We start from the raw sequence: 25543 nt of genomic DNA, 5'->3' as shown, positions 1-25543 counted from the left end.
TTTTGCGGCCAGATGTTGGGCAACCATGCTTCCGAACGAATATCCAACCACATCGAACCGGTCATACCCGGCCATGACACGCGCTGCATCTGCGACATAATCGGCCATGGTCCAGGCCGCGTTCGGTGTGTCCGTCTGGCCAAGGCCCCGCTGATCAAAGGTCGTCACACCTGCGTGGGGCGCCCAATCAAACGCCACACGGTCAAATCGCAAATCCCATGACGACCCGCCAAGAAACAAAAGCGGCTGACCGGACCCGCATGTTTCGACATGTATGTGCATCGACTAATCCCAATCCTTGCGCGGTATTCGGAATAAAGGTTCGTTGAACTGATATGATCAGTCAACCACGCAACTGTTACACGCTTCATCGTAAAGGAATGTGATTCCAACAATATCGCGCAGCATTCGACTATACCCTAAAGTCTATGAACTTGGTATGGACACCAACACATCATACCAGTTACGCTGGGTCAGTCAGGATCTGCAATGTCAGATTCCAAAGAATGACAAACTCTGGGAGGAAACAAAATGAAACTCAAATCAGCGTGCAGCGCAGCAATCATCGCCTTGGCCGGACCGGCTATTGCAGACTTTCCCGAAAAACCGGTGACGTTAATTGCGCCATTCAACGCAGGCGGCGGCACAGACCTGCTACTGCGGGGCTTTCAGGAACCCTTTGCAGAGGCGCTTGGCGGTAATGCCGTCGTGCAAAACATGGCCGGTGGGTCGGGTACTGTCGCGGCGTCGCATCTCGCGGGGCTTGACCCTGATGGGTACACGCTGGGCTACTTGTCGATTACTGTTTCGACAATCCAGCCGCAGATCAAAGACGTGCCTTACGACCGCGAAAGCTGGACACCGATTTGTTCCGTCGCGGCCTCGCCCACCATGTTTTTTGTGAACAGCGACAGCGAATACAACAGCCTCGCTGACGTCAAGGCAGACATTGAAGCGAACCCAAATGCGTTGATCTTTGGCTCGTCCGGGCCGGGTGCGATCACGCATCTGACGATGGTTGCCGCGATGAACGGCATGGGCGTGATGGATCAGGTCAAGCACCTGCCGCATCAAGGCTCTGGCCCTGCGATGCAATCCATGGCCAGCGGCGTCATCCAGTTCTTTGGTGATACCGAAGTCATGATGTCCCGCTACGACCTGAAACCGCTGGCTGTGTTCGCCGATGAACGGATTGCATCGCTGCCCGATGTGCCAACCGCAACAGAGGCGGGCATTCCCGCGCCGCTGAACGAATTGTATCTGTGGGGCGGCCTATTCGCACCAGCAGGCCTTGATCCTGAGGTTGCCGAAACGCTGGCCGCGGCTTGCGAAGTCGCCGTGCAGTCAGATGCATTTCAGGAATTTGCGGACAACACCGGCACTGTCATCAACTATCGTGGACCAAGCGAATTTGACGCTTTTTTCCGCCAGCAATGGGATGCAAACAGCACCTTGATCGAAGCATCTGGTCTCTGAAACAGCGGTGCAAAGCAACCTAAACCACAGCCGGGGGCCCAATGACGATCGGATTGAATGAACGTGTCGTCGTCGCTGGGCTCCTTCTGCTCGTGCCAGTAGCACTTTTGCTGGTGTCGAGCAGTGCTGAGTTTGCATCACTTGGCGGTGCATTTTCGCCGATGTTCTTCCCGGTTTCTGTCCTGTGGGGCTGGATCGGGGTCGCTGCCCTTACGCTGATCATTGAACTGCGCACCGCCGTTGCAGTCGCAAACAAAACATCTGCCAAAAGATGGTTTCAGATTGTTGGCGTCATGCTTGCGATGGGTCTGTTCGTCTATGCGACCACGCGGTTGGGCTTCCTGCTCAGTAGTATCGGGTTCATCTTGGCAACACTTCTTATCCTGCGCGTGCGCAACCCGGTCTTGGTGATCTGTTATTCTGTCACTGTCCCCGGCGTATTGTTCATTTTGTTTCACCATGTGCTGGGATTGCCGCTGCCCACCTCACCATTTTCGTATCTGTTTTAATGCTTGATGCCCTGCCTGCAGCACTTGGACTGCTCCTCACGTTTCAAGGAATGACCGTGCTTGTCATCGGGACAGCCCTTGGGATTATTCTGGGGGCGATGCCGGGCATTGGATCGACAGTCGCTGTTGCCTTGGTGCTGCCGTTCACTTTGTCGATGGAACAAGCCCCAGCGATACTGCTTTTATTGGCCGTCTATGCGGGTTCGGTCTATGGCGGCTCGATCTCGGCCATTCTGATCAACACGCCCGGCACGCCAGCCGGGGCCGCCACAGTGCTGGATGGAACGCCAATGGCGCAGGCGGGCAAAGCGGGGCAGGCATTGGGATGGGCCACAATAGCGTCTGTTGCGGGTGGGCTTTTCTCTGCGGTGCTTTTGCTTTTTGCCGCCCCGCAACTGGCTGCTTTCGCATTGCGGTTTGGTCCGGTTGAAACATTTGCGCTGATTTGCCTTGGGATGACCTGCATCGTGACCGTGTCTAAAGGATCGGTCCCGAAGGGGTTGGTTGCGGGCGCACTTGGCATCTTCCTTAGCACGGTTGGCGGTGATCCGATCACAGGTGAAGTCCGCTTTACCTTTGGGCATTACCAGCTGATCGCAGGGTTCAATCTGCTGGCCGTCGTCATCGGTGTTTTCGCATTTTCCGAAATCCTGATCCGCATTTCAGATGGCGCGTCAGATGGTGGCACCAATGTCAAATTCGATGGCATCGTTTTGCCACGGTTGCGGCAGTGGAAAGGACGGATCAAGGGCCTGATCAAATCTATAGCAATAGGGTCCGGCGTCGGCGTTTTGCCGGGTACCGGTAGCGCCACAGCCGCATTTATATCATATGCAGAGGCGAAACGATCCTCTCCCAACAGTAACAATTTCGGCAAGGGCGAACCTGACGGGATCATTGCCGCCGAAAGCGCGAATAATGCCGTGACCGGGGGGGCGCTTGTGCCGACAATGGCGCTGGGTATTCCAGGCGACGTCATTACCGCTGTCATGCTCGCCACCTTCACATTGCATGGGATAACCCCGGGCGTGCGGCTGATGGAGGACAACCCTGTCCTGATGTCAGCGATCTTTCTGGGCTTTTTCATTATTAACATTCTGTTGCTGCCGCTTGGGCTGGCGCTGTCCAAGGTCGCAGCACCCATTTTGCGCATCCGTGAGCCGCTTCTTCTCAGCGCGATTGGCGTGCTTTGCGTGCTGGGCGTCTACTATGTACGCGGCAACCCGTTTGATCTTTTGATCATGTTCGGCGCCGGTGTGGCCGGTCTGTTTTTGCGCCGTGCCGGATATCCGATGGCGCCACTGATCATCGGTATGGTTCTTGGCCCCGCGTTCGAGTTGAGCTTGCGGCAAGGCCTGATCATCACCGATGGTTCATTCTTGGCGTTTTTTGATGGCCATCCCATTGCGGCCGTCCTTTTGGCCGTCACGGCGGTCGGGCTGTTATGGCCCTTGGTCAACACTATTCTCACCTGGAAGAAGGACAATGCCCGAACATGACCACAGACATCCTAATTACAGGTGCCGCTGGCTTTATCGGAAAGGCCGTCCTGACCGAACTCTCGTCCAAAGATCAAATCGACATGGATGGTGCGCCGCAAACGATCGGCAATATTCTGGCGCTTGATCTGTCGACAGACGCGCTGTTGGATTTGGCGGACCATGATCCACGGATCAGGCTGATCAGCGGGTCACTTGCCGATAAAGACATCCTGCACCAAATCGCGGCGGCGCAACCCAAGGTGATCGTACATCTGGCGGCTGTCGTCAGCAGTGCTGCAGAAGCGGATTTTCGGCTTGGGGTCGACGTCAATGTGAATGCAACAATTGGACTGATTGACGTTGCCCGTCAGTTCAATGCAGCACCTCTTTTCGTCTTCTCGTCCTCCGTCGCCGTGTTTTCTTGTGCTGACAATGACACCATTGACGAAGACACGCTGCCGCGTCCCATGTCGTCTTATGGCACGCAAAAATTGATTGGCGAGCTTATGGTGCGGGACGCCTCGCGCAAAGGGATGATCCGTGGCCGCACGCTACGCTTTCCAACGATTTCAGTCCGTCCCGGCAAACCAAACGCTGCGGCCTCGAGCTTTGCCAGCGGTATCATTCGTGAACCGTTGGCGGGCCGGCAAGCTGTACTGCCTGTTGGCAAAGATCTCCGCTTGCATCTGGCGTCCCCTGAACGGGCCTGTTCAAACACATTGACCGCAATCGCGTTGCCACAGGATGCATTGCACGCAGAAACCACAATCACTTTGCCAGGAGTATCGGTGACCGTGGCCGAAATGCTTGAGGCCCTGCAAAAAATCGGCGGCGATGATGCCGTCGGACGCGTGATAGAGCAACATGATACGAAGGTCGCGCAAATCGTGCGCAGTTGGCCCGGTGAGATACGGACGCCTCGCGCAGAACAGATGGGCTTCAAAGCTGATGAAAGCATTGAACAAATCATTGAACTGCACGCCTCTTTGATGCCGGAACGAAGCAAGTCCTGACGCCTTTGCCGCAGGTCATCTATTTGGATGACAGAAACCCCCGGGAAATTCGGTCAGTCTGGCGTAATTCAACGACAACGTCTTGCCAGTGAGAGCGTTTGGCGCTGGTTACGCAATAACTTGAACGTGACATGGTGCAGTTTGCGTAGCCTACCACCCGCTTCTGCGCACACGGATGTTACGGGAGTATTGCGTTTGGTAGTTGACACAAACACATTGTGCCAAGTGCCACTTTGGGATCGACACCGGCTGAAAGTGAAAAGTAGGATTGTAGTACGGAATTTCGTTTTCATCTGCTAGAAGCGGCGCGCGCAAAGCTCACAGTAGAATGACCGTTATAATGCTTCTAACCTGAAGTTGGGCCATAATATTTGGCCGTAAGCTATCTTGGTTCAATCCTGAAAAGTCGGTCGTGCGTCATCTGTCGCATCACTCAAGGATAGCATATTGGAATGACAGTCCACATTGCGTGTAAACCTACCGTTAAGTCCGAAATGAAAAAGATCAGGTTTGTCCGCGACTTGATCCTTGGCCGACGTTTCTTCAAATCTCACCCCCGAAAATGCTTCGACAGTTTCAACCCTTGCCCTTGGTAATTCGACTTGATTTCGCGCCCGTAGAGTGCCGCTGGCATCGCTGCCATATGCTCATACACCAAACGCCCCACGACCTGTCCGTGCTCCAGCACAAATGGCGCTTCATGGCAACGCACTTCCAGCACCCCGCGTGACCCTGATCCGCCTGCGTCAGCATAGCCGAACCCCGGATCGAAGAAGCCTGCGTAGTGCACCCGGAATTCGCCGACCATCGCCAGATAGGGGGCCATTTCAGCGGCTTGCATGGGCGGGATCACAATCGCTTCGCGGCTGACGAGGATGTAGAACGCGCCGGGATCAAGAATGATCCAGCCGTCTTTGGTATGCACCTCTTCCCAGAACTCTGCCGGGTCGTAGTGGTTGAGCTTTGAAAGGTCGACAACACCCGTATGCGGCTTTGCACGGTAGCCAACCAATGTGCCGTCATTGGGCCGCAGATCGACAGAAAACCCCAAGCCGTCGGAAATAACAGGCTCGCCCGAAACAATGGGCGTCTGCGCGTGCAAGCCGCGCAGATCATCGTCTGACATCAAGGTCTTACCCTGGCGAAAGATGATCTGGTTCAGCATCTGACCGGGTTGTGCAACGACCGAAAAAGAGCGGGGGCAAATCTCGACATACAAAGGGCCATCGTAGCCTTCGGGCACGCGGTCGAACTCGATCCCATGATCGGTAATGATCCGCGTCAGCAGGTCAAGCCGCCCGATGGAGGATTTGGCGCTGGCGGCTGCCGTCATGCCTTGGGGCAGGGTAAGCCGTTCCATGAGCGGGACAACATAAACGCAGCCCTTTTCCAGCACAGCGCCGCCTTCCAATTCAACCGCATGCATCTGGAAATCTTCCAGACGCTCTTTCACAGTGCGCTGGCGACCAGCCAAGAAAGATGCACGCACGCGGTAAGCGGTTTGGCCAAGGCGCAGATCAAGCGAGGCCGGTTGAATTTGGCCATCTTCGATTGCGGCCTCAGCGGCAATGCTGCCAGCGGCGATCATGTCGCGGATTTGGTGGTCGGCCAGAACGCCCGTCTGTGTCATCTTATCCCCCATTCGGATGTCAAAACGCCCGCCGTGCGGACGCACAGGCGGGCGGTTATGATTGGTCGGGCTAGCAGGACTCGAACCTGCGACCTTCCGTCCCCCAGACGGACGCGCTACCAGGCTGCGCCATAGCCCGACTGGCAGCGTTCATACCCCAAAACGGTGCAAGGGCAAGCCCGAAAAACATGTGTCAGCCGCGCATCCGTTCGCGAACCGCATCCAACCGGGCCAAGAGCGGTGCAATCTGTGCCGCCCGCGCCTGCAGTATGGATGGATCAGCGGGCGCGCGGCCAATCAGACGCGGGGCCGCCGCTGGCAATCCCTTTGGCGGTTTTGGCAAATCGATGGTTAATGCAGAAGGGGCTGCCGCAGGTGCTGGCATGTCGAACGGAAACGCATCTTGCTGTGGGGCGGGGGTAGGGGGCTTCGGCGTCGGCTTGACCGCAGCAACCGCTGGTTTGGCTTTGGGTGCGGGTGCGGTCATGGACTGCCCCAGACCTGCGACATGTTTGACGCCCTGTTCGCGCAGCAGTTTCTGCGTGCCTTTGATGGTCAACCCATCCTCGTGCAGCAGTTTTTTTATGCCGCCCAACAGGTCCATATCGGTGGGGCGATAGTACCGCCGTCCACCGGCCCCTTTGACCGGTTTGATCTGGCTGAACTTGCTTTCCCAAAAGCGCAGCACATGGGTGGGAGTGTCCAACCACTCAGCCACTTCGCTGATCGTCCGAAAGGCATCTTTGGCTTTGGCCATGGGTTAGCTTTTGTTGCCTGCCGCCACGCGATCTTTCATCAGATGCGACGGGCGGAATGTCAGAACGCGGCGGGGATGGATCGGAACCTCTTCGCCGGTTTTGGGGTTGCGGCCGACGCGAGCGGCCTTGTCACGCACCGAGAATGTGCCAAAGGATGAAATCTTGACCGTTTCGCCAGACACCAGACTATCAGAAACATGCGACAGTACGCTTTCAACAAGATCGGCACTGTCATTGCGAGAAAGACCAACCTGGCTATGTACCGCGTCTGCCAAATCCATCCGTGTCAAAGTCTTATCGGTCATTATACACCCTCTCACAATTTATCACTGAGCATAGGCGCGCGGCAAATTCAGAGTCAATAACAACGGCTTGGCAATCGTGGTTAACAGTGCGTTTCCGCGGACCAGATCGGATTTACCAGCGGATGACCACCGCACCCCATGCCAAACCGCCGCCAATGGCCTCGGTCACGACAAGATCACCTTGTTTAATCTGGCCATTTGCAACGCCCACGGACAAAGCAAGGGGAATCGATGCAGCTGACGTATTGCCATGGTCCTGAACCGTCACGACAACCCGGTCCATGCCAACGCCCAGCTTTTTCGCTGTCGATTGAATGATGCGTATATTGGCCTGATGAGGGACAACCCAGTTGACGTCATCGGCAGAAAGCCCGGCCTTTTGTAGCGCGCTATCAGCGGTCTGCGCCAGTTTCTCGACCGCATGGCGAAACAGCTCACTGCCTTTCATGCGCAACATGCCGGTGTTCTGGGTCGACACACCCCCATCGACATAAAGCAGGTCTTTGTAGCGCCCGTCAGAATTCAGATCGACAGACAAGATACCGCGATCACTGGTTTCACCGGTCCCTTCTTCAGCCTCAAGGATCAAGGCCCCGGCACCATCGCCAAAAAGGACGCAAGTGGCGCGATCTGTCCAATCCATGATCCGGCTAAAGGTTTCAGCCCCGATTACAAGAACGCGGTCGGCCTGACCGGATGCGATCAGCGCATTTGCATTGGACAGCGCATAAACAAAGCCTGCGCAAACCGCCTGTACATCAAAGGCATAGCCTGATGTGTTTCCAATCGCGGTCTGCACCATGGTGGCAGCGGACGGAAAGGTCAGATCGGCTGTTGATGTCGCCAGAACGATGGCGTCAATGTCATCGCCGTCCATATGCGCATTTGCGAGTGCGGCTTTGGCGGCCTTGATGGCAAGGTCGGATGTTGTCTGCCCTTCGGCTGCAAAATGCCGCCGCTCAATTCCAGAGCGTGTCTTGATCCATTCATCCGAGGTATCGAGCGTTTTTTCGAATTCTGCGTTGGGGACCACTCGTTCGGGCAGGTAATGACCAACCCCTTTGACCACTGCGCGACGCGTCATGCCTATTTGCCTGTCTTTGTATTGAGACTGTCCGTCTCACTTTCTATTCCGGCATCTTGGGCAAGGGATGCCGCGGACGCAACCCTTGCGGCAAGTTTATCTGAAAAACCACTTTGCGCGAGGCGATAAGCCAGGTGCAGGGCGGCGGCAACGCCTGTTGCATCGGCTGATCCATGGCTTTTGATCACCGTTTGGTTCAGCCCCAAAAACACGCCGCCGTTCACCCGACGCGGGTCAATTCGTTTACGCAGACTGCTTAGTGAACCACGCGCAAGCACCGCACCCAAGGCCGACCATGGCGTCTTGGTAAGCGCACCGCGCAACAGTTCACTGATCAGCGTTGCAGTGCCTTCGCCGGTCTTGAGGGCGACGTTGCCGGTAAACCCATCGGTAACGATTACATCAACTTTGTCAGAGGGCAGATCACCGCCTTCGATAAAACCTACATAATCGAAATCGCCAATTACCGCAGCATTTCCAATAAGTTCATGGGCGACCTTCAACTCGGCGCGGCCCTTATGTTCTTCGGTGCCAACGTTCAGCAGGCCGACACGCGGGCGGGCGATATCCAGACCGTTGCGCGCGTAAGACGCCCCCATCAGCGCATAGGTCAGCAGATCATCCTGATCGGCGCGGATATCGGCACCGGCGTCGAGCATGACATTGAAACCTGACGGATTGCGCGACGGCCAAAGGCACGCGATGGCGGGGCGGTTCACGCCCTCGGCCTTGCGCAGGCGCAGCATCGACATGGCCATCAATCCGCCTGTGTTGCCACAACTGATGGCAACGGCGGCTTGCCGCTCGCGGACCGCTTCAATCGCGGACCACATAGAGGTTTTCTTGCCGTTGCGCAGCACATGGCTGGGCTTGTCGGTCATTTTCACAATGTCACTGGCGTCGTGGATTGTGACCCGATCCGCAATGCCGTTCTTGGCCACCAGCGTTTCAAGTTCGGCTTTGGGGCCGTGCAGAATGGCGCGCGCCTGGCTTTTGTCGCTTAGAAACTTGGAAAGGCCCGCAACAACAGTTGCAGGCCCTTGATCTCCGCCCATGGCGTCAACGGAAAGCACATCGTTGGCAGCATGTCCCTGCATCGGAGCGGTGTCCGTCTGGGGTGTTGTCATGCCATTGTGCCTTTACGCTACTTTATGCAGCGTCGTCGTCGAGGTCGATTTCGGTGGTATCTGCGATCACTTCGCGTGTCGCATAGTGGCCGCAGGACGGGCACACGTGATGCGGGCGCTTCAGCTCACCACAGTTGTCGCATTCGTTGGGGTTTGCCGCAACCAATGAGTCGTGGGCGCGCCGGTTGTTGCGGCGTGATTTGGATACTTTATTCTGCTGGACAGCCATGTCTCAACCCTATGATATAAAGGGGCGCTGCCCCAGATTTCTTTGCGTCTGGCCGGGTCCTACGCCATTGCGGCAGCCCTGTCGAGACACGATGTAAAAGAGGCCGCGAACATACTGCGATTTGTGCTTTGTGCAACCCTTTTTCGCCCTTGTTTTAAGGGGCGCTATTTATCTTTCTTTTCAAGGCTTTCGCGCAGTGCACCCAGCCCCGCAAAGGGCTTGGCGTCATCATCTGACATCGGCTTTATCCCGGGTTCGGTGAAAACGGCCTGCGAAAGATCTGCGCCTGCTGCGCGCGGATAAGGCGGCAGGGCCAGCGCCAACGCCTCGATCATCACGTGTGCCAGATCCAGCGTCTCTGGCAGGGCTTCGACAGTGTCATCTTCCGGCATCTCCACCTCAGAGGCCTCGATTTCAGGAATGTCAGAGACATAGCTGCGGGTGACCGCCTCATCAATGCGGGTCGTGACCGGGTCCAACGTCACGACACAGTCTTGCACCACAGTTGCGCCCAATTCAGCGCTTAACGTCCAATCCTGGCGGCCCTGCGGCGACAACGCGCCTGAAAACCGCAGCTTTTTGACAGCGACAATATCCAGTTCTGCCGCAATCGCCTTGCGTTCATCCGCCGTGGGCGTCAGTTCAAAGGTGGTTGGCTTCCTTGTGCCAAGATCGGTCAAACGCAGATGTGATTTCGGTAACTGAGGCATTGCTACTTTCGATTCTTGAACAGTGGCGGGGTGTGATGTATCGGGGATAAAAGGCGCGCGGCGCCAAGGCAAGAGGCGACGGGTATGAGTGTGATGACAAGCAAACTGCGCAAAACAGTCAAAGTAATGGGGCTTGTTTCTGTGCTGGCTATTGCGTCAGGCTGCACGCAGTTAGACCGTTTTCACGGCTTCATCCCGCCGGAAGAAGAACTGGCAACGCTGAACGTCGGGTCAACTACGAAGGCAGAGGTGATCGCACTTTTCGGACCACCCCGGTCAGAACGCGGACTGCAAAACAACACAGTCTATTACGCGTCCAGCCAATTCCGCCGGTTTGGCCCCTTTGCCCCTGAAGAAATCGACAGACAGGTGCTGGCCATTGATTTTGACGGCAACGATCGCATCCGCAATATCTCGCGCTACACATTGGAAGACGGGAGGGTCGTCGTCCTAGACCGCCGCGTCACCGAGGACGGGATCAACGACATCACGTTCCTTGCGCAATTGCTGGGGTCGTTTGGGCGCATCAATGCAGAACAGTTGTTGGGTGCGGCACCTTCGGACGATACTTAAACGCTGGAAGGTTCAGGCCTACGCGCTGCCGCATGAATTTTTACGTGCCTTTGACTAGAAATTCACCGCGCAGCTCCCGCCATAAATGCCAATCAGATCAATATCGACACGTCACACCAGCATGACTGCCCTATTCCTCCGGCTCAAACGCCAACGCTACCCCATTGATACAATACCGCAGCCCCGTTGGCTGTGGGCCATCAGGGAAGACATGGCCCAAATGTGCATCGCAGCGGTTACAATGGACCTCGGTCCGTTTCATAAAGAAGCTACGGTCCACTTTTTCGCCAACCATTTCTGCATCGACTGGTTGATAAAAAGATGGCCAGCCTGTGCCGCTTTCAAACTTGGCATCCTGATCAAACAATGGCGCGCTACAGCAGACACACATGTAAGTGCCTGCACCTGCTGGAAAATCTTCATGGGTGCCCGCCCTTTCGGTCCCATGTTTGCGCGTGACCTTATAAGCCATGTCTGAGAGTTGCGCGCGCCATTCGGCATCTGATTTTACGACCTTATCCATGTAGTTCACCTTTAATGCAGCCTTTGTTACACCTTATCTAGGGCGACTGGCCCCAATCGCCAAGCCGTGGACTTGCGCTTATCACGTCACTGTCATAGCCACGCGGACATGGCCAAAACACCCTTACTCCAAGTTTCTGATATCGCGCTGACCTTCGGCGGCGATCCTGTATTTGAAGACCTGTCTTTGGTCGTGCAACCGGGCGACCGGGTTGCATTGGTCGGGCGCAATGGATCAGGCAAATCGACGTTGATGAAGGTGATGGCAGGCCTTGTGCAGCCTGACAGCGGCACGCGCGTGGCGGCGCCCGGTGTGCAGGTTGGCTATATGGAACAAGACCCCACAATGGCAGGGTTTGCCACCTTGGGCGATTATGCCGCCAGCGGGCTGGATATTGATGAGACCTATAAGGTCGACATGGTGGCCGAAGGGCTAAAGTTCGATCCCGCAGGTGATGTGAACACCGCATCCGGAGGAGAGCGCAGGCGCGCCGCCTTGGCCAAATTGATGGCCGAAGCGCCCGAACTTATGCTGCTGGACGAGCCGACAAACCATTTGGATATCGAAGCGATTGCCTGGTTGGAAGATGAACTGAAAACAACCCGTGCGGGCTTTGTGCTGATCAGCCACGACCGCGCCTTCCTGCGCGCGCTGACCCGTGCGACGCTGTGGATCGACCGTGGCCAAGTACGCCGGGCTGAACAAGGGTTCGAACACTTCGAGGCATGGCGCGATAAACTGTGGGAAGAAGAAGACCAGCAACGCCACAAACTGAACCGCAAGATCAAGGCCGAGGCGCGGTGGGCCGTCGAAGGTATCTCTGCCCGGCGCAAACGTAATCAAGGCCGGGTGCGTGCCTTGCAGGAATTACGCGCGCAACGCGCCGCACAGATCACGCGGCAAGGCACGGCAGCGATGGCCTTTGAGGGTGGGTCGACCTCTGGCAAAAAAGTGATGGAGGCGTTTGGACTGACCAAGGCCTTTGACGACAAATCCATCGTCAAAAACTTCGATCTAACGGTGCAACGTGGTGACCGGATCGCCTTTGTGGGCCCAAACGGTGTGGGCAAAACGACCCTTATCAAAATGCTGCTGGGGCAAGAGGCACCTGATGAAGGGTCCGTGAAACTGGGCACAAACCTTGATATCGCGGTCTTTGATCAAACGCGTGCGGCACTGAATGAAGATATGACGCTGTGGGAAAACCTCGCCAACGATCCTGAACTGGGTGTGTCAGGCAAGTCTGATCAGGTCATGGTGCGGGGCAACCCCAAACATGTTGTCGGCTACCTGAAGGAATTTCTGTTTAACGAAGCGCAAGCGCGTGCGCCGGTGCGGTCGCTCTCTGGTGGTGAAAAGGCGCGGCTGTTGCTGGCGCGGTTGATGGCGCGGGAAAGCAACCTTTTGGTGCTGGACGAACCGACCAATGATCTGGATATCGAAACGCTGGATTTGTTGCAGGACATCTTGGGCGATTATGACGGCACAGTGTTGTTGGTCAGTCACGACCGCGACTTTCTTGACCGGGTCGCGACCACCACGATTGCAATGGAAGGCAACGGGCAGGCGGTGGTCTATGCGGGCGGCTGGTCCGATTATCGCGCGCAACGCGGCGGTGACTTTGTTGAGGCAAAAGAAGCAAGCAAGCCTTTGGCGAAGAAGGAAAGGCAGGCCCAAAAGAAAACGGCCCCGGGCCTGTCCTTTACTGAAAAGCACCGCTTGGACGAACTGCCCGACGTGATCGACAAGATCACGGCAGAGATCGCAAAACTGGAAGAACTGCTGGCTGATCCGGAACTGTTTACCCAGCAACCGGTCAAATTCCAAAAGGCGACAGATGCGTTGGTGGCGCGACAAACAGCACTGTCTGACGCGGAAGACGAATGGTTGATCCTTTTGGACAAGGCAGGCTAATCTGGCCGAAGGTTCAAACAGCCAAAGGTGCGCGCAAATGTCTTTCCCCAAAATCGGTTTCGCCCTGACAGCCATCTTTCTGGCAGCTTGCGAAGCGGGGCCCATAAACGGGACCTCCGACAGTCTGGCCAATCGGCTAGAGGTCGGCATGACGCCAGCGCAGGTCGGACGGATCATTGGCCAGCACCAGTTCGAAAGCCGGGCATCAGCAGATGATGATCGGCTGTGTCGGTCCTACATTTATGACGAGGCTATTGACTCAAAGTTTGTGCATGCAATTTTTGATGATGATCAACTTGTGTCCGCCTCTGATCGGCATCGCACGGCCTGCGCATTGCCTTAAGGCATCCGCAACGCCCCATCCAACCGGATGGTTGTCCCATTCAAATAGTCGCATTCCACGATGAAGCGGGCAAGTGCGGCAAACTCTGCCGGGTCGCCCAGACGGGCAGGGTAGACCACATCCTCTGCCAGCCCATCCATCACCTCTTGTCCAAGGCTTTCCAGCATGGGTGTGCGAAAAATGCCCGGTGCAATCGCCATGACACGAATGCCATTGCGGGCCAGATCGCGGGCCATTGGCAGCGACAGCCCCGCGATCCCGGCTTTGGACGCGGCATAGGCGGTCTGTCCCTTCTGCCCGTCAAAGGCCGCGACCGAGGCCGTGTTGATGATGACACCGCCATCCTTCATCCGCGCCGCAGCAAGCCGGGACACGTTGAACGTACCGTTCAGATTGATATCGACGGTGCGCGTAAAACTATCCTGCCTGTGCGGACCATCGCGCCCCAGCGTTTTTTCCGCAGTTGCGATGCCCGCGCAATTGATCGCAACATTGACGGCACCCGCCTGATCCAGCCCCGCAGCAACACTGGCTTCATCGGTGACGTCAACCTGCGCAAACCCCGCACCGATCTGTGCTGCAAACGCGGCTCCTGCCGGATCACGATCAAAGATCGTCACCTGCGCACCTGCGGCCACAAAAGCCTGCGCCGTCGCAGCGCCCAAACCTGATGCACCGCCTGTAATTACGGCCACAACGTCACTTATCTGCACGACACCCTCATCTTCTCATGTTCCAAAATACCTTCGGGGGGCCCGTCAGGGCGGGGGCAGACAGCCCCCTCAAGACACCCCTCACGCATGTTTCTCAGCGGCTTTCACCTGATCCCACAGCGCATCCATTTCCGCCAAATCACTTTGGGCAGGTGTTTTGCCTTTGGCTTCCAACGCATCCTCAACACCGGCAAACCGGCGGCTGAATTTCGCATTCGTGCCACGCAACGCAGCCTCCGGATCTATGTCCAAATGACGGGCAAGGTTGGCCACGACGAACAACAGGTCACCGAATTCATCTTCGACCTCTACTTGGGTCATATGATCACGGGCCTCGACCAATTCGCCGGCTTCTTCAACAATCTTATCAATAACATGGGTCATATCGGGCCAGTCAAAGCCAACCCGTGCGGCACGCTTTTGCAGCTTCACCGCGCGCGTCAGGGCGGGCAGACCTGTTGCCACCCCATCCAACGTCCGCGTTTGCGCTTTATCAGCGCGCTCTGCCGCTTTGATCTTTTCCCAATCGGCCACCTGCTGCTCAGTCGACTTATCGCGCTGTTCGTCGCCAAATACATGCGGATGGCGCGCGACCATCTTATCGCTGACCGCCTTCACAACGCTTTCAAACGTAAAATGACCCGCCTCAGCGCCCATCTGCGTGTGATAGACCGTCTGCAACAGCAGATCACCCAATTCGCCCTCCAAATCATTCCAATCACCGCGGGCGATGGCATCAGCGACTTCATAAGCCTCTTCAATGGTATAGGGGGCGATCGTGTTGAAATCCTGTTCGATATCCCAGGGGCAACCCGTGTCAGGGTCGCGCAACCGGCGCATAATTTCCAACAGGCGCGGCATACCGCCGTCAGGGTCTTGGATCAGGGGGTCGTCAGTCATGTCACCTCGCACGGATTGGCGCGACGCTAGCGAATTGCGGGCGTCGCGCCAAGGTGCAAGAGGTGTTTTAGAAGTTAAAGGCGGCACGGACGCCGAATGTTTCGAATTGGGTGTCAACGCGTGCGTTGAAGAACTCATTCACATCGTCTTCAGCGGTCAACTCACGGATCAGATACTCTGCCCCCACAGTGAATTGTTCGGTCACCCGGTAATCAACACCAAAACCATAGTTAACACCGGTTGAGGTCTCGAGGTCGAGGCCTTCAAGATCGTCTTCATCAATATCAAGCAGGCGCGATTGCGAAAACCCGGCAACGCCATAAACCAGCGCATCGCCTAGATCATAACCAACGCGGGCTTTGACATCGACAAGACGAACATCCGTGTCCAAACCGTCAACATCTTCAAAGCGCACACCATTGGCCTGCCCAAGTGATAATTCACCGCCGATGACAAAATCACCTTGCTGAAGCTGGTATCCGGCAAACCCGGATATAATAGTATCTGTCTCGATCACATCTTCGAATGACTGCGCTGCGAAACCGAGCGATACCTCGTCACCTGTCAGGACGTCCAATTGCGCACCGGCATAAGCGCCGCTCCAGTCCGCTAAGGCGACTGTTGGCGACAAAAGCAGCGCGCCTAGCATTGTGTGCTTCAGCAATGCTTGAAATTTTGAGTGAGCCGTTTGTAATGTTGGCATGTGTGTTGTTCCTTAGATTTATTGCTGAACAGCCAAAAAAATGCTGTCCCTTAAGGGCTACGCGCGGGCCGCCCAGAAAATTCTTAAGAAAACGTAAATTTATTTTGGACCTGCCGGTGCGATCAGCCATTGCGCGCGCACGCGCCTTGCAGTCAACTGTCTTTGCAACCCGACACGCCACGGAGCCGCCATGCCCATTATCAACCGCATCGCTGACTATGCCGATGACATGATCGCTTGGCGCAAGCATTTGCATATGCACCCTGAATTGCAGTTCGAATGCTTTGAAACAGCCAAGTTTGTCACCGAAAAACTGCGCGCCTTTGGTGTGGATGAAATCCACGAAGGCATTGCCACTTCGGGTGTTGTGGCGATCATCAATGGCCGCTTGGATGGGCCGACCATTGGTTTGCGCGCCGATATGGACGCGCTGCCGATGCAAGAGGAAACGGGGCTGCCCCATGCCTCGACCATCCCCGGCAGAATGCATGCCTGTGGGCATGACGGACATACAACTATGCTGTTGGGTGCGGCCCGCTATCTGGCGGAAACCCGTAATTTCGCAGGCCGTGTCGCACTGATCTTTCAACCCGCCGAAGAAGGCGGGGGTGGCGGTGCGGTCATGGTGCAAGAGGGCGTGCTTGACCGCTTTGATATCAAGGAAGTCTACGCCTTACACAGTGGTCCTGGCGATGCTGTCGGATCATTCTACACCACACCGGGGCCTATTCTGGCCGCAGTGGATACCATTCATATTCACATCACCGGGGTCGGTGGTCACGGCGCGTATCCTTACGAAACGGCTGATCCGATTGTCGCGGCGGTTGGAATGGTGAATGCGATCCAGACCATCGTCAGCCGTAATCACAAGCCTTACGACGATCTGGTTGTGTCCATAACGCAAATCCACACCGGGTCGGCCGATAATATCATCCCCGAGAAAGCCTATATCAACGGCACAGTCCGCACGATGTCCAAGGACACGCAGGCCATGGTGCACAAGCGGTTGTCCGAGATCGTCGCCGGCCATGCGGCGGCGTATAACGTACAGGCAGAGCTTGATTATGAATACGGCTATCCCGCGACGATCAATGATGCGGCGAAGACAGCTTTTGCCGCCGATGTGGCCCGCGAAATTGCGCCTCAGGTTGATGATGCGCGTCAATACGAAATGGGGGCAGAGGATTTTTCGTATATGCTGAATGAACGTCCGGGTGCTTATGTCTATGTGGGCAATGGGGACAGTGCAGGACTGCATCACCCACGCTATGATTTTGCAGATGGTGCCGCACCTGCGGGTGCATCGTATTTTGCGCGATTGGTCGAGCGTGCGTTGCCGGTGGGATGATCAAAATTCAAAGGCCTTTGGCAAAAGTTTGAGTGGACGAAGAAAGAGGTGGCTGTGTGACGTTGGATAAAGCAAAAGAGGCGGTGGACGGCGCGTTTACGGCCAAGGATCGTCGCGGATTGGCTTACGAAAACGCCTTTGGCGGTGCGACCTCATTTCTGCGCCGGACCTATACCAAGGATCTGGGCGAGTTTGATCTGGCCGTGACCGGCGTGCCGTTTGATCAGGCCGTCACCCACCGCCCCGGCACCCGTTTTGGGCCGCGTGCGATCCGCGAAGCATCCAGCCTACAGCCTTTTGATCCTCCTTATGGCTGGGATGGATTTGATCCGCTGAGTGAATTTGCCATCGCAGACTATGGCGATATGGCCTTTGATTACGCCGATGTACCCGGCGTGCCAGACCTGTTGCAGGCCCATATTGCAGGTATTCTGGCGCAGGGGTGTGGCGCGATCACACTGGGCGGCGATCACTTTATCACACTGCCGATTTTGCGCGCTTATGCCGAAAAATACGGGGCTTTGTCGGTGGTCCAGTTCGATGCCCATTCTGATCTTTGGCCGGACGACGACATGGCCCGCATTGATCATGGCACCATGATGTACAAGGCGGTCAAGCTTGGGATCGTGGATGTGACACGCTCAATCCAGATTGGTATTCGGACGGAATGCGATGATTATCTGGGCATGCCTTATATTGATGCCCGCACCTGCCATGAGAAAGGCAGCATTTGGGTGACAGAGCAGATTAAGGCACGTGTGGGCGATCATCCGACCTATGTCACTTTCGATATTGATGCGCTGGACCCTGCTTTCGCGCCGGGCACTGGCACACCGGTGTGGGGTGGCTTGGCTTCGTGGCAGGCGGCCGCGATGCTGCGGGATATGGCGGGGATCAACATGATTGGTGGTGATGTGGTTGAGGTATCGCCGCCTTATGACACCACGGGCGCGACAGCGATTGCGGGCGCCCATGTCGCGATGGAGCTGTGTTGCCTTGCGCTTTGGAACAAAAGGAAAAAGTGATGCCGAACCAGCCGATTTCTGGCAATGATCTGGCGCGGTTTTCAGGACCGCAATCCTTTATGCGGCTGCCAGAGGCTGCGACTGCCGAAGGCCTGGATGTAGGGTTCATTGGTATCCCCATGGACATTGGCACATCTTGGCGGTCGGGCACCAGGATGGGCCCCAAGCAGTTGCGCGAACAATCGGCAATGATCCGACCTTATAACATTCAAACCGGGGCAGCGCCTTTCGATGCGTTGCAGTGCGCCGACCTTGGTGATGTGCCGATCAATACGTTTTCGCTAAGCGATAGTATTGACATTATTACAAAGACTTACGCAACACACCTCAAGCATAATGTCATCCCGATGACCCTTGGCGGCGATCATACGCTAACGCTGCCGGTCTTGCGCGCAGTTGCGGCCAAGCATGGGCCGGTGGCGCTGGTGCATGTCGATGCCCATGCCGATGTGAATGATGAGATGTTTGGGATGCGTGAAACCCATGGCACTGTTTTCCGCCGCGCCTATGAAGAAAAGATTATCAGCCCGGACAAGGTGTTTCAGATTGGGCTGCGGGGCACGGGATATACTGCAGATGACTTTACCGAAGCCGCTGGATGGGGGTTTAATCAGTATCTGGCACCTGACCTGTGGCATAAATCATTGTCGCCTTTAGCCGCTGATATCAAAGCGAAAATTGGCGATCAGCCGTGTTATATCACCTATGACATCGACAGCCTTGATCCTGCCTATGCCCCCGGTACAGGCACGCCGGAAATCGGTGGGCTGACCACGCCGCAAGCGATGGAATTGATCCGGGGGTTGCGCGGGGTGAACATTGTGGGCTGTGATCTGGTTGAAGTTTCGCCCCCTTATGATAGCTCGGGCAACACGGCGTTGACGGGGGCGAATTTGATGTTCGAGATGCTCTCGATCCTGCCCGGTGTGCCGTACAGATAGCGTACACATTGCGTACACACCCTGTACATACGCGATACAGACGAAAGTTGGAGACCCACTTTGCGCATATTGACCGTTCTTGTCGTTCTGATCCTTGGTCTGATGGCCTATGTCCGGTTCGCGCCCACGGATGCAGCACGCTGGCATCAGCCACTGATGTTAACCGCGCCTGGGGATTACCCTGAGGAGGGTGGTTTTCTGGTTGAACGTAAGATTGCAGCACCGGCACCCGAGGTCTTGGCCGCTGTTGAAAGCCGCGCGTTGGCGACGCCGCGCACACAGGTTATCGCAGGCAGTGTTGATGAAGGTATGATCACCTTTATGACCCGATCACGGGTTATGGGATTTCCTGATTATACGACTGTTGCAGTCTATAATGACACGCTGGTGATCTATGGCCGTCTGCGCTTTGGCCGGTCTGATATGGGCGTGAACAAGGCCCGCATTGAAAGCTGGCTGGAAACGCTTGGCCCCTTGACCGAACCGCTTTGATAGGTCAGGGCACATCCCATGATTGCAGCAGACCGCATAGAACAACTTATCGACCGGTTCCAGTTTCTGGAGGCGAAGATGGCGGATGGGTCGGCTGGCAATGAAATCGCCGCCCTGGGCAAGGAATACGCAGATCTGCGACCGGTGGTCGAAACGGTGACAGCATACAAGGACTTGGTGCAGCAGATTGATGAAGCCGAAGCGATGCTGGCCGACCCCGAAATGAAAGAACTGGCAGAGGCCGAGCTGCCTGATTTAAAGGCGGCTTTGGCAGCATCCGAGCATGACGTGCAGCTGGCGCTTTTGCCAAAAGATGCCGCTGACGCGCGTCCTGCGTTGTTGGAGATCAGACCGGGGACAGGCGGTGATGAGGCGGGATTGTTTGCCGCTGATCTGCTGCGCATGTACCAACGCTATGCCGAAGGGCAGGGGTGGCGGTTTGAGATATTGGAAGAAAGCCTGAGTGAATTGGGTGGCGTGAAAGAGGTTGTCGCGCGCATTGTGGGTGATGGTGTTTTTGCGAAGATGAAATACGAAAGCGGCGTGCACCGGGTGCAGCGTGTACCCGAGACCGAGAGCGGTGGGCGCATTCATACGTCTGCTGCGACCGTTGCGGTGCTGCCAGAGGCCGAGGATGTGGATATTGAGATCAACGCCAACGATCTGCGCATTGATACGATGCGCGCGTCTGGATCCGGTGGGCAGCACGTCAATACCACGGATTCAGCTGTGCGAATTTTGCATATCCCAACAGGTATGATTGTCGTCAGTTCCGAGAAATCGCAGCACCGCAACCGCGAGATTGCGATGCAGGTGCTGAAAACGCGATTGTTTGATCTGGAACGGCAGAAGGTTGACGATGAACGGTCCGCTGATCGCAAGGCGCAAGTGGGGTCGGGTGATCGGTCGGAGCGCATTCGCACCTACAACTTCCCCCAAGGCCGTATGACGGACCACCGGATTAACCTGACGCTTTATTCGCTGAACCAAGTCATGCAGGGCGATCTGGAAGAGATCGTGAACGCGTTGCAGGCGGATGCGCAGGCGACGCTGCTGGCGGAAATGGGCGCGTGAGCGACCAAGTGACGGGCAGCCAATTACTGGCTGCTGCGTCGAAGACATTGACCAAAGCCGGTGTGCCTGATGCGGCGCGGGATGCGCGCAAGCTGTTTGCTTTTGCATCAGGCGTGGCGGCTGGCCGACTGACGCTGATCTTGCCAGAGCCTGTGAATGATGCCGTGAAAACGCGGTTCGACGCGCTTATCGCGCGCCGGTCCCGGTTTGAGCCGGTTTCACATTTAACGGGAACACGTGCGTTTTATGGGCGGGACTTTGAGGTTACGAAAGATGTTCTTGATCCGCGGCCCGAAACGGAAACCCTGATCGAGGCGGCGTTGCGTGATCCATTCGCGCGGGTGCTCGACCTTGGCACGGGATCGGGTTGCATTCTGGTGACATTGCTTGCCGAGAACCCAAAGGCTGTTGGTGTTGGCGGTGATGCGTCGGCTGTGGCGTTGACGGTGGCGCTGCGCAATGCCCAACGCCATGGTGTCGATGACCGCGCGACATTTGTGCAAAGCGATTGGATGGCAGCGATCAAACGGCGCTTTGATTTGATTGTGGCGAACCCGCCCTATATTGCCGCAGACGAAATGGCAGGGCTGTCGCGCGACGTGCGCGAGTGGGAACCGCGTATGGCGTTAACAGATGAAGCGGACGGCCTGTCTGCTTATCGCACCATTATAAAACAGGCAGGCGATGCGCTGATACCGGGTGGGCGTTTGATGTGCGAAATTGGCTCTACCCAGGGGCATGCGGTGGCAGAGTTGATGATCCGTGCCGGTCTGCGCCACGTCGGTGTGATTCCCGACCTTGATGGGCGCGACCGCGTTGTAACGTGTCAGATGGCGGATTTTGACCAAGATACACCACGATAACAGGCGAAATAACGCTTTTTTCGTAGTTTGGTCTTGTCTTGGGCCCGCCCACATGCTTATTCAATGACATCGGACGGGAAGAGGCTCGCCACTGACCTCCCCCCGATTAGTCGCCAAACATTGCAAGGCCCTTAGATTTGAACCGCGCGAGAATAGCGCGACATGGCCCAGCGTAACGACAGCCAAAGGCTTGAAAGCAATTACATGAGATCATCGAAGTCACGGTCGCGGAACAAAAACCGCAATAACCGGCCCTCGGGCGGGAATATCATCAACCGGGTGTTTGACAGCTCGGGCCCGGATGGCAAGGTGCGCGGCACGCCGCAGCAGATTATTGAAAAATACAACCAGCTTCACCGCGACGCCGTTTTATCGGGCGACAGGGTGGATGCGGAAAACTTTGCCCAGCACGCAGAGCATTATACCCGTTTGCTGGCCGAAGCGCAGCGCGAGGTTGAGGCCAAGCGTGAAGAGCAGGAAGAACAAAACCGCCAACGTCAGGCCGAACGTGACCGCGAGCGTCAGGATCGCCTGAAGGCACAAGAGGCCGCGGCAAACGATCCGTCCCAGTCCGATCAACCCGATGTGGTTGACGCTGCTGGTGAGCCGGAAAGTGGCCTGGTGGATACCCCCGAAGAAAAACCGCGCCGCCCGCGCAGGCCACGCAAGCCAAGGACAAACCCTGATGAGGGAAACACGCCAGAGGCCGCAGAGTGATTTTAAAGCCCTCCGATTTCGGGGGGCTTTTTTAATTGTCAGGTGCCGATACCTTCGGCGGGTGTTTGACTGAATGACGAACGTCTGTTGTTCAGTGCGCGTTTAACTGACGGGCCAAGGCGCAGAACGCCTCTAATCCCACCTGTTCGGCCCGTTCGGTGGGTTTGATCCCGGTGGCGATCAGGTGGTCCTCGATATCCGGGCTGACGGATTTGAGCGCGGAACGCAGCATTTTGCGCCTTTGATTGAAGGCCGCGGCGACCACTTTATTCAGCGTGCCGGGATCGGCTGCAAACCGTGGCGCGGGCAGGGCTGTCAGGTGGACGACTGCGGAATTCACCTTGGGTGGTGGGCTGAACGCCTCTGGCGGCAGGTCCATCACGATTTTCGGATCGGTCCGCCATTGCGCCAGTAGGGCAAGCCGCCCGTAGGCCTTGCTGCCCGGTGTGGCCACGATCCGTTGGGCGACTTCGCGTTGGAACATCAATGTCAGGCAGTCCCAGAAAGGTGGCCATTCTGGTGGGGTCAGCCAGCGGACCAGCAGTTCGGTACCAACGTTGTAGGGCAGGTTGGCTGCGATCTTGATGGGTTGGCTAAGGTGTTCCAGCGGGTTCACGGTAAGCGCATCGCCGTTGATCGTTTGCAAGCGACCGGGATAGCGGGCGGCGATGTCGGCCAAGGCGGGCATGCAGCGCGGGTCTTTTTCGATCGCAAGAACACGGCGTGCGCCTTCGGCCAGCAGCCCGCGTGTCAGACCACCCGGACCGGGCCCAATTTCCAGCACATCCGCGCCTGAAAGGTCACCAGCAAGCCGCGCAATTTTGGCCGTGAGGTTGAGATCAAGCAAGAAGTTTTGGCCAAGCGATTTCTTGGCAGCGAGGTCATGCGTGGCGATGACCTCGCGCAGGGGTGGCAGGTCGTCAATCACCGCGCGTCGGCCATTTGCGCGGCCATGCGGATGGCGGCGATCATGGATGTGGCGTCAGCTATGCCTTTGCCTGCGATATCAAAGGCGGTGCCGTGGTCGGGTGATGTGCGGATGAACGGCAGACCCAATGTGATGTTTACACCGCCCGAAAAATCGAGGGTCTTGATCGGGATCAATGCTTGGTCGTGGTACATGCAGACGGCCACGTCATAGTGCGCGCGTGCGCCTGCGTGGAACATCGTGTCGGCAGATTGGGGTCCGCTGATATCCATACCTTGCGCGCGCAAAGCATCGAGGACGGGGGTGATCATCCGGGTCTCTTCGTTTCCCATTTTGCCATCTTCGCCTGCGTGCGGGTTCAGCCCTGCCACCGCGATGCGCGGTTTGGCGATGCCAAAGTCACGGCGCAGGGCGGCGTGGGTGATTAGCAGCGTATCGGTTAGCAGACTGGCAGTGAGTGTGTTGCGCACCTCTGCCAGTGCGATGTGGATCGTTGTCGGGACAACGCGCAACGCGTCGCAGGCCAACATCATGACAACCTGATCGGTGCCCGCCAATGCGGCCAGGTATTCCGTATGACCGGGGTAGGCGAAATCAGCGCCGTCGATCAGGGCAGCCTTATGAATGGGGGCTGTGCACAGCGCACGCGCAGCGCCGGATTGCACCAAAGCGACACCATCTGCGATGGCCGAAATGACGCCCGCCGCATGAGACGGGTTTGGCTGGCCCGGTACGGCGGGGCTTGCGAAATCGCGCGCAAGGACGGTCAGTTTGAACGGGTGAATATCGGCCGGATCAGTGGCCGCGTGATAGTCTGTGCCTTCGGGCAGATGCTGCGGATCACCCAACCACAAAAGCGGGACCTCGTTTTTCAGGGCCTGCCACGCGGCCACCGCAATTTCTGGCCCGATCCCTGCCGGTTCACCACAACTGATCGCAATGGGTTGCATCAGGGGCGGATGACCGCAGAGGCCCGCAGATCTTCCAGCAGCGCATCAGCAAGTGCGTTCAAACGTTGGCTGCGGATTTGGTTGCGGATGGCGTTACGGTCCGTCGTGCCGGCCCCCGCGCTGTTACGGGCGCAGAGCATCAGGAACACCAGCGTTTCGCCGTTGTTGCGGGTCAGGTTGTAAGACACCTCGCCGGGATCAAGACGGGCCAGTTCGAGGGCCACATCATTGGAAATTGCAGAAGGTGCTTCGGTCAGGCGGTCCAGCGTTTCGGCTGGCTGGTTGCGGGCGACACCGTAAAGGTCGTCGCAAGTGTCAACCTGATCGCGCACTGCGGCGGCTTGCGCCAGACCTGCATCGGTACGTCCGCCAGGGATATAATAAGCGGCGTATTCGATACTAAGCGGTGCGGCGGCAGGCAGCACAGCTTCGCGTGTGCCGCGCAATTGGAACAAGGCGATAGCGTTGGGTATTTCGATAGGGTCGGTCACCTCACCACGGTCCAGATCAAGAATGATACTGCGAATTTGTGGTGGAAAATTGCTCACCGGGGTCCAATCCAGCCGTCCACCATTTTCGCGCGATGGCAGGGCAGAAACCTGCCGGGCTGCGGCCTCAAATTCAGCAAAGGACCGCATGCGCGAGATTTGATCGGCCGCTTGGGCCGCTGCGGCCTCGCGGCCCGGTGGTGGGGCGATGATGATTTCGTTTAACAAAACCTCAAGCTGGGATGTCGTATTGCCTTGTTGCACGATGGCTCGTTCGACATCGGCATCCGTGATCGTGATCTGACGGTTAAACCGCGAGCGGATGAAGTCACGCCACAGGATCCCCACCTCGACAAAGTCGCGCAGTGTGCTGATATCGATGCCGTCCTGGGCAAGCACACGGGTGAATTGCGGCAACGACATATTTGCGCGACCGGCGAATTCTTCCATGGCTTGCTGCAGGGCATCTTCAGGTACTGATACGCCAAAACGCGCCAGTTCCTGCTGCTTGAGCCTGTCTTCAATCAGCGCATTACGGGCGGCTTCGTTCAGGTCCCCGGGGGTGCGGAACACCTCTAGCAGGCGGATGCGTTGGCTAAGTTCATATTGGGTGATCACCCGATCATTGACCGTGATCACAGGTGCAAGCTGGCCTTGCGCCATCACGCCGTTGCCCAACCCCAAGCTTATGCATAGCGCTGCGATTGCGGCGGTTATTCGTCTCTT

Annotated in this window: 29 protein-coding genes and 1 tRNA gene; 14 read left to right on the top strand and 16 right to left on the bottom strand. The window is 56.8% G+C overall.

The genetic code is table 11. From position 1 onward, the window contains the following. Nucleotides 1-282 (bottom strand): alpha/beta fold hydrolase (locus RCCS2_RS15905; RefSeq protein WP_008236125.1); only part of this gene is annotated, 282 nt, incomplete at its 3' end. Nucleotides 283-531: 249 nt separating this feature from the next. On the opposite strand from RCCS2_RS15905, the gene RCCS2_RS15900 reads away from it, so the two are divergent. Genes RCCS2_RS15900 through denD form a run of 4 tightly spaced genes read left to right on the top strand, consistent with a single transcriptional unit; the run spans nucleotide 532 to nucleotide 4479 of the window. Then, nucleotides 532-1476 carry a Bug family tripartite tricarboxylate transporter substrate binding protein gene (locus RCCS2_RS15900; protein WP_008236123.1) on the top strand — a complete coding sequence of 315 codons (945 nt, stop codon included), beginning with the start codon at nucleotides 532-534 and terminating at the stop codon, nucleotides 1474-1476. A gap of 41 nt (nucleotides 1477-1517) precedes the next feature. Continuing rightward, on the top strand, nucleotides 1518-1985 hold the full coding sequence (locus RCCS2_RS15895) for a tripartite tricarboxylate transporter TctB family protein (RefSeq protein WP_008236114.1): 468 nt from the start codon (nucleotides 1518-1520) through the stop codon (nucleotides 1983-1985). 50 nt (nucleotides 1986-2035) lie between these two features. After that, nucleotides 2036-3484 carry a tripartite tricarboxylate transporter permease gene (locus tag RCCS2_RS15890; protein ID WP_232204290.1) on the top strand — a complete coding sequence of 483 codons (1449 nt, stop codon included), beginning with the start codon at nucleotides 2036-2038 and terminating at the stop codon, nucleotides 3482-3484. Continuing rightward, nucleotides 3481-4479, top strand: a complete 999-nt coding sequence (gene denD, locus RCCS2_RS15885; protein ID WP_008236110.1) for a D-erythronate dehydrogenase — start codon at nucleotides 3481-3483, stop codon at nucleotides 4477-4479. Before RCCS2_RS15890 ends, denD begins: the two co-directional genes overlap by 4 nt. Before the next feature lie 550 nt (nucleotides 4480-5029). Here the strand turns inward: denD and RCCS2_RS15880 are convergent. The 8 genes from RCCS2_RS15880 to RCCS2_RS15845 form a co-directional block, all read right to left on the bottom strand. Next, a complete protein-coding gene (locus RCCS2_RS15880; protein ID WP_156788585.1) occupies nucleotides 5030-6109 on the bottom strand; it encodes a 2'-deoxycytidine 5'-triphosphate deaminase in 1080 nt (359 codons plus the stop codon). Nucleotides 6110-6171: 62 nt separating this feature from the next. Next, a tRNA-Pro gene (locus RCCS2_RS15875) sits at nucleotides 6172-6248 on the bottom strand. A 54-nt stretch (nucleotides 6249-6302) separates the two neighbouring features. Further along, a complete protein-coding gene (locus tag RCCS2_RS15870) occupies nucleotides 6303-6866 on the bottom strand; it encodes a MerR family transcriptional regulator (protein WP_008236108.1) in 564 nt (187 codons plus the stop codon). A gap of 3 nt (nucleotides 6867-6869) precedes the next feature. Next, nucleotides 6870-7172: an integration host factor subunit alpha gene (ihfA, locus tag RCCS2_RS15865; RefSeq protein ID WP_008236107.1), complete on the bottom strand. Its 303-nt coding sequence runs from the start codon at nucleotides 7170-7172 to the stop codon at nucleotides 6870-6872. A 112-nt stretch (nucleotides 7173-7284) separates the two neighbouring features. After that, nucleotides 7285-8256, bottom strand: a complete 972-nt coding sequence (locus RCCS2_RS15860; RefSeq protein ID WP_008236106.1) for a beta-ketoacyl-ACP synthase III — start codon at nucleotides 8254-8256, stop codon at nucleotides 7285-7287. A 2-nt stretch (nucleotides 8257-8258) separates the two neighbouring features. Beyond that, on the bottom strand, nucleotides 8259-9383 hold the full coding sequence (gene plsX / locus RCCS2_RS15855) for a phosphate acyltransferase PlsX (RefSeq protein ID WP_037294344.1): 1125 nt from the start codon (nucleotides 9381-9383) through the stop codon (nucleotides 8259-8261). Nucleotides 9384-9405: 22 nt separating this feature from the next. Beyond that, the gene (gene rpmF, locus RCCS2_RS15850) at nucleotides 9406-9612 is read right to left on the bottom strand and encodes a 50S ribosomal protein L32 (protein ID WP_008236104.1); all 207 of its coding nucleotides are present in this window, start codon (nucleotides 9610-9612) and stop codon (nucleotides 9406-9408) included. A 164-nt stretch (nucleotides 9613-9776) separates the two neighbouring features. After that, nucleotides 9777-10322, bottom strand: coding sequence for a YceD family protein (locus tag RCCS2_RS15845; RefSeq protein WP_037294343.1), 546 nt, complete (start codon nucleotides 10320-10322; stop codon nucleotides 9777-9779). Between the two features lie 84 nt (nucleotides 10323-10406). Here RCCS2_RS15845 and RCCS2_RS15840 point away from each other — a divergent pair, with 84 nt between their 5' ends. Next, complete coding sequence (locus RCCS2_RS15840; RefSeq protein WP_008236097.1) at nucleotides 10407-10895, top strand: outer membrane protein assembly factor BamE; 489 nt, start codon at nucleotides 10407-10409, stop codon at nucleotides 10893-10895. A 130-nt stretch (nucleotides 10896-11025) separates the two neighbouring features. Here RCCS2_RS15840 and msrB read toward each other — a convergent pair whose 3' ends face one another. Further along, nucleotides 11026-11418 carry a peptide-methionine (R)-S-oxide reductase MsrB gene (gene msrB, locus RCCS2_RS15835; RefSeq protein WP_008236094.1) on the bottom strand — a complete coding sequence of 131 codons (393 nt, stop codon included), beginning with the start codon at nucleotides 11416-11418 and terminating at the stop codon, nucleotides 11026-11028. A 108-nt stretch (nucleotides 11419-11526) separates the two neighbouring features. Here msrB and RCCS2_RS15830 point away from each other — a divergent pair, with 108 nt between their 5' ends. Both RCCS2_RS15830 and RCCS2_RS15825 read left to right on the top strand, forming a co-directional pair. Beyond that, nucleotides 11527-13332: an ABC-F family ATP-binding cassette domain-containing protein gene (locus RCCS2_RS15830; RefSeq protein ID WP_008236093.1), complete on the top strand. Its 1806-nt coding sequence runs from the start codon at nucleotides 11527-11529 to the stop codon at nucleotides 13330-13332. A 37-nt stretch (nucleotides 13333-13369) separates the two neighbouring features. Then, nucleotides 13370-13675, top strand: a complete 306-nt coding sequence (locus RCCS2_RS15825) for a hypothetical protein (protein WP_008236092.1) — start codon at nucleotides 13370-13372, stop codon at nucleotides 13673-13675. Here RCCS2_RS15825 and RCCS2_RS15820 read toward each other — a convergent pair. The 3 genes from RCCS2_RS15820 to RCCS2_RS18010 all read right to left on the bottom strand — a co-directional run bounded on the left by RCCS2_RS15820 (nucleotide 13672) and on the right by RCCS2_RS18010 (nucleotide 15991). After that, nucleotides 13672-14388: an SDR family NAD(P)-dependent oxidoreductase gene (locus RCCS2_RS15820; RefSeq protein WP_037294342.1), complete on the bottom strand. Its 717-nt coding sequence runs from the start codon at nucleotides 14386-14388 to the stop codon at nucleotides 13672-13674. The two genes, RCCS2_RS15825 and RCCS2_RS15820, sit on opposite strands and share 4 nt — an antisense overlap. Before the next feature lie 81 nt (nucleotides 14389-14469). Next, nucleotides 14470-15288, bottom strand: a complete 819-nt coding sequence (gene mazG / locus RCCS2_RS15815; RefSeq protein ID WP_008236090.1) for a nucleoside triphosphate pyrophosphohydrolase — start codon at nucleotides 15286-15288, stop codon at nucleotides 14470-14472. 67 nt (nucleotides 15289-15355) lie between these two features. Next, nucleotides 15356-15991 (bottom strand): outer membrane protein, encoded by a 636-nt coding sequence (locus RCCS2_RS18010; protein WP_008236089.1) that lies wholly within the window; start codon nucleotides 15989-15991, stop codon nucleotides 15356-15358. A gap of 190 nt (nucleotides 15992-16181) precedes the next feature. On the opposite strand from RCCS2_RS18010, the gene RCCS2_RS15805 reads away from it, so the two are divergent. From RCCS2_RS15805 to RCCS2_RS15775, 7 genes are all read left to right on the top strand, one after another. Continuing rightward, nucleotides 16182-17339 carry a M20 aminoacylase family protein gene (locus RCCS2_RS15805; protein ID WP_008236088.1) on the top strand — a complete coding sequence of 386 codons (1158 nt, stop codon included), beginning with the start codon at nucleotides 16182-16184 and terminating at the stop codon, nucleotides 17337-17339. Nucleotides 17340-17395: 56 nt separating this feature from the next. After that, a complete protein-coding gene (gene speB / locus RCCS2_RS15800) occupies nucleotides 17396-18364 on the top strand; it encodes an agmatinase (RefSeq protein ID WP_037294341.1) in 969 nt (322 codons plus the stop codon). After that, a complete protein-coding gene (gene speB, locus RCCS2_RS15795) occupies nucleotides 18364-19305 on the top strand; it encodes an agmatinase (protein WP_008236086.1) in 942 nt (313 codons plus the stop codon). The genes speB (RCCS2_RS15800) and speB (RCCS2_RS15795) overlap by 1 nt, the downstream gene beginning before the upstream one ends. A gap of 69 nt (nucleotides 19306-19374) precedes the next feature. Then, complete coding sequence (locus tag RCCS2_RS15790) at nucleotides 19375-19797, top strand: DUF1499 domain-containing protein (protein ID WP_008236083.1); 423 nt, start codon at nucleotides 19375-19377, stop codon at nucleotides 19795-19797. Nucleotides 19798-19815: 18 nt separating this feature from the next. Further along, on the top strand, nucleotides 19816-20871 hold the full coding sequence (gene prfA, locus RCCS2_RS15785) for a peptide chain release factor 1 (RefSeq protein ID WP_008236081.1): 1056 nt from the start codon (nucleotides 19816-19818) through the stop codon (nucleotides 20869-20871). Next, nucleotides 20868-21734, top strand: coding sequence for a peptide chain release factor N(5)-glutamine methyltransferase (gene prmC, locus RCCS2_RS15780; protein WP_008236077.1), 867 nt, complete (start codon nucleotides 20868-20870; stop codon nucleotides 21732-21734). The genes prfA and prmC overlap by 4 nt, the downstream gene beginning before the upstream one ends. A gap of 204 nt (nucleotides 21735-21938) precedes the next feature. Then, a complete protein-coding gene (locus RCCS2_RS15775; protein ID WP_037294339.1) occupies nucleotides 21939-22451 on the top strand; it encodes a DUF4167 domain-containing protein in 513 nt (170 codons plus the stop codon). Nucleotides 22452-22542: 91 nt separating this feature from the next. Here RCCS2_RS15775 and rsmA read toward each other — a convergent pair whose 3' ends face one another. The 3 genes from rsmA to RCCS2_RS15760 are packed head-to-tail and all read right to left on the bottom strand — an operon-like array spanning nucleotide 22543 to nucleotide 25480. Then, nucleotides 22543-23379, bottom strand: coding sequence for a 16S rRNA (adenine(1518)-N(6)/adenine(1519)-N(6))-dimethyltransferase RsmA (gene rsmA / locus RCCS2_RS15770; protein ID WP_008236071.1), 837 nt, complete (start codon nucleotides 23377-23379; stop codon nucleotides 22543-22545). After that, nucleotides 23376-24329: a 4-hydroxythreonine-4-phosphate dehydrogenase PdxA gene (pdxA, locus tag RCCS2_RS15765; protein ID WP_008236069.1), complete on the bottom strand. Its 954-nt coding sequence runs from the start codon at nucleotides 24327-24329 to the stop codon at nucleotides 23376-23378. Before pdxA ends, rsmA begins: the two co-directional genes overlap by 4 nt. Further along, nucleotides 24329-25480, bottom strand: coding sequence for a peptidylprolyl isomerase (locus tag RCCS2_RS15760; protein ID WP_008236067.1), 1152 nt, complete (start codon nucleotides 25478-25480; stop codon nucleotides 24329-24331). Before RCCS2_RS15760 ends, pdxA begins: the two co-directional genes overlap by 1 nt. Nucleotides 25481-25543 lie beyond the last annotated feature (63 nt).

This window comes from Roseobacter sp. CCS2 (assembly GCF_000169435.1).
GTDB lineage: Bacteria > Pseudomonadota > Alphaproteobacteria > Rhodobacterales > Rhodobacteraceae > Yoonia.
The sequence above is the reverse complement of the archived record's forward strand: the minus strand, read 5'-3'. Positions and strand labels throughout refer to the sequence as shown.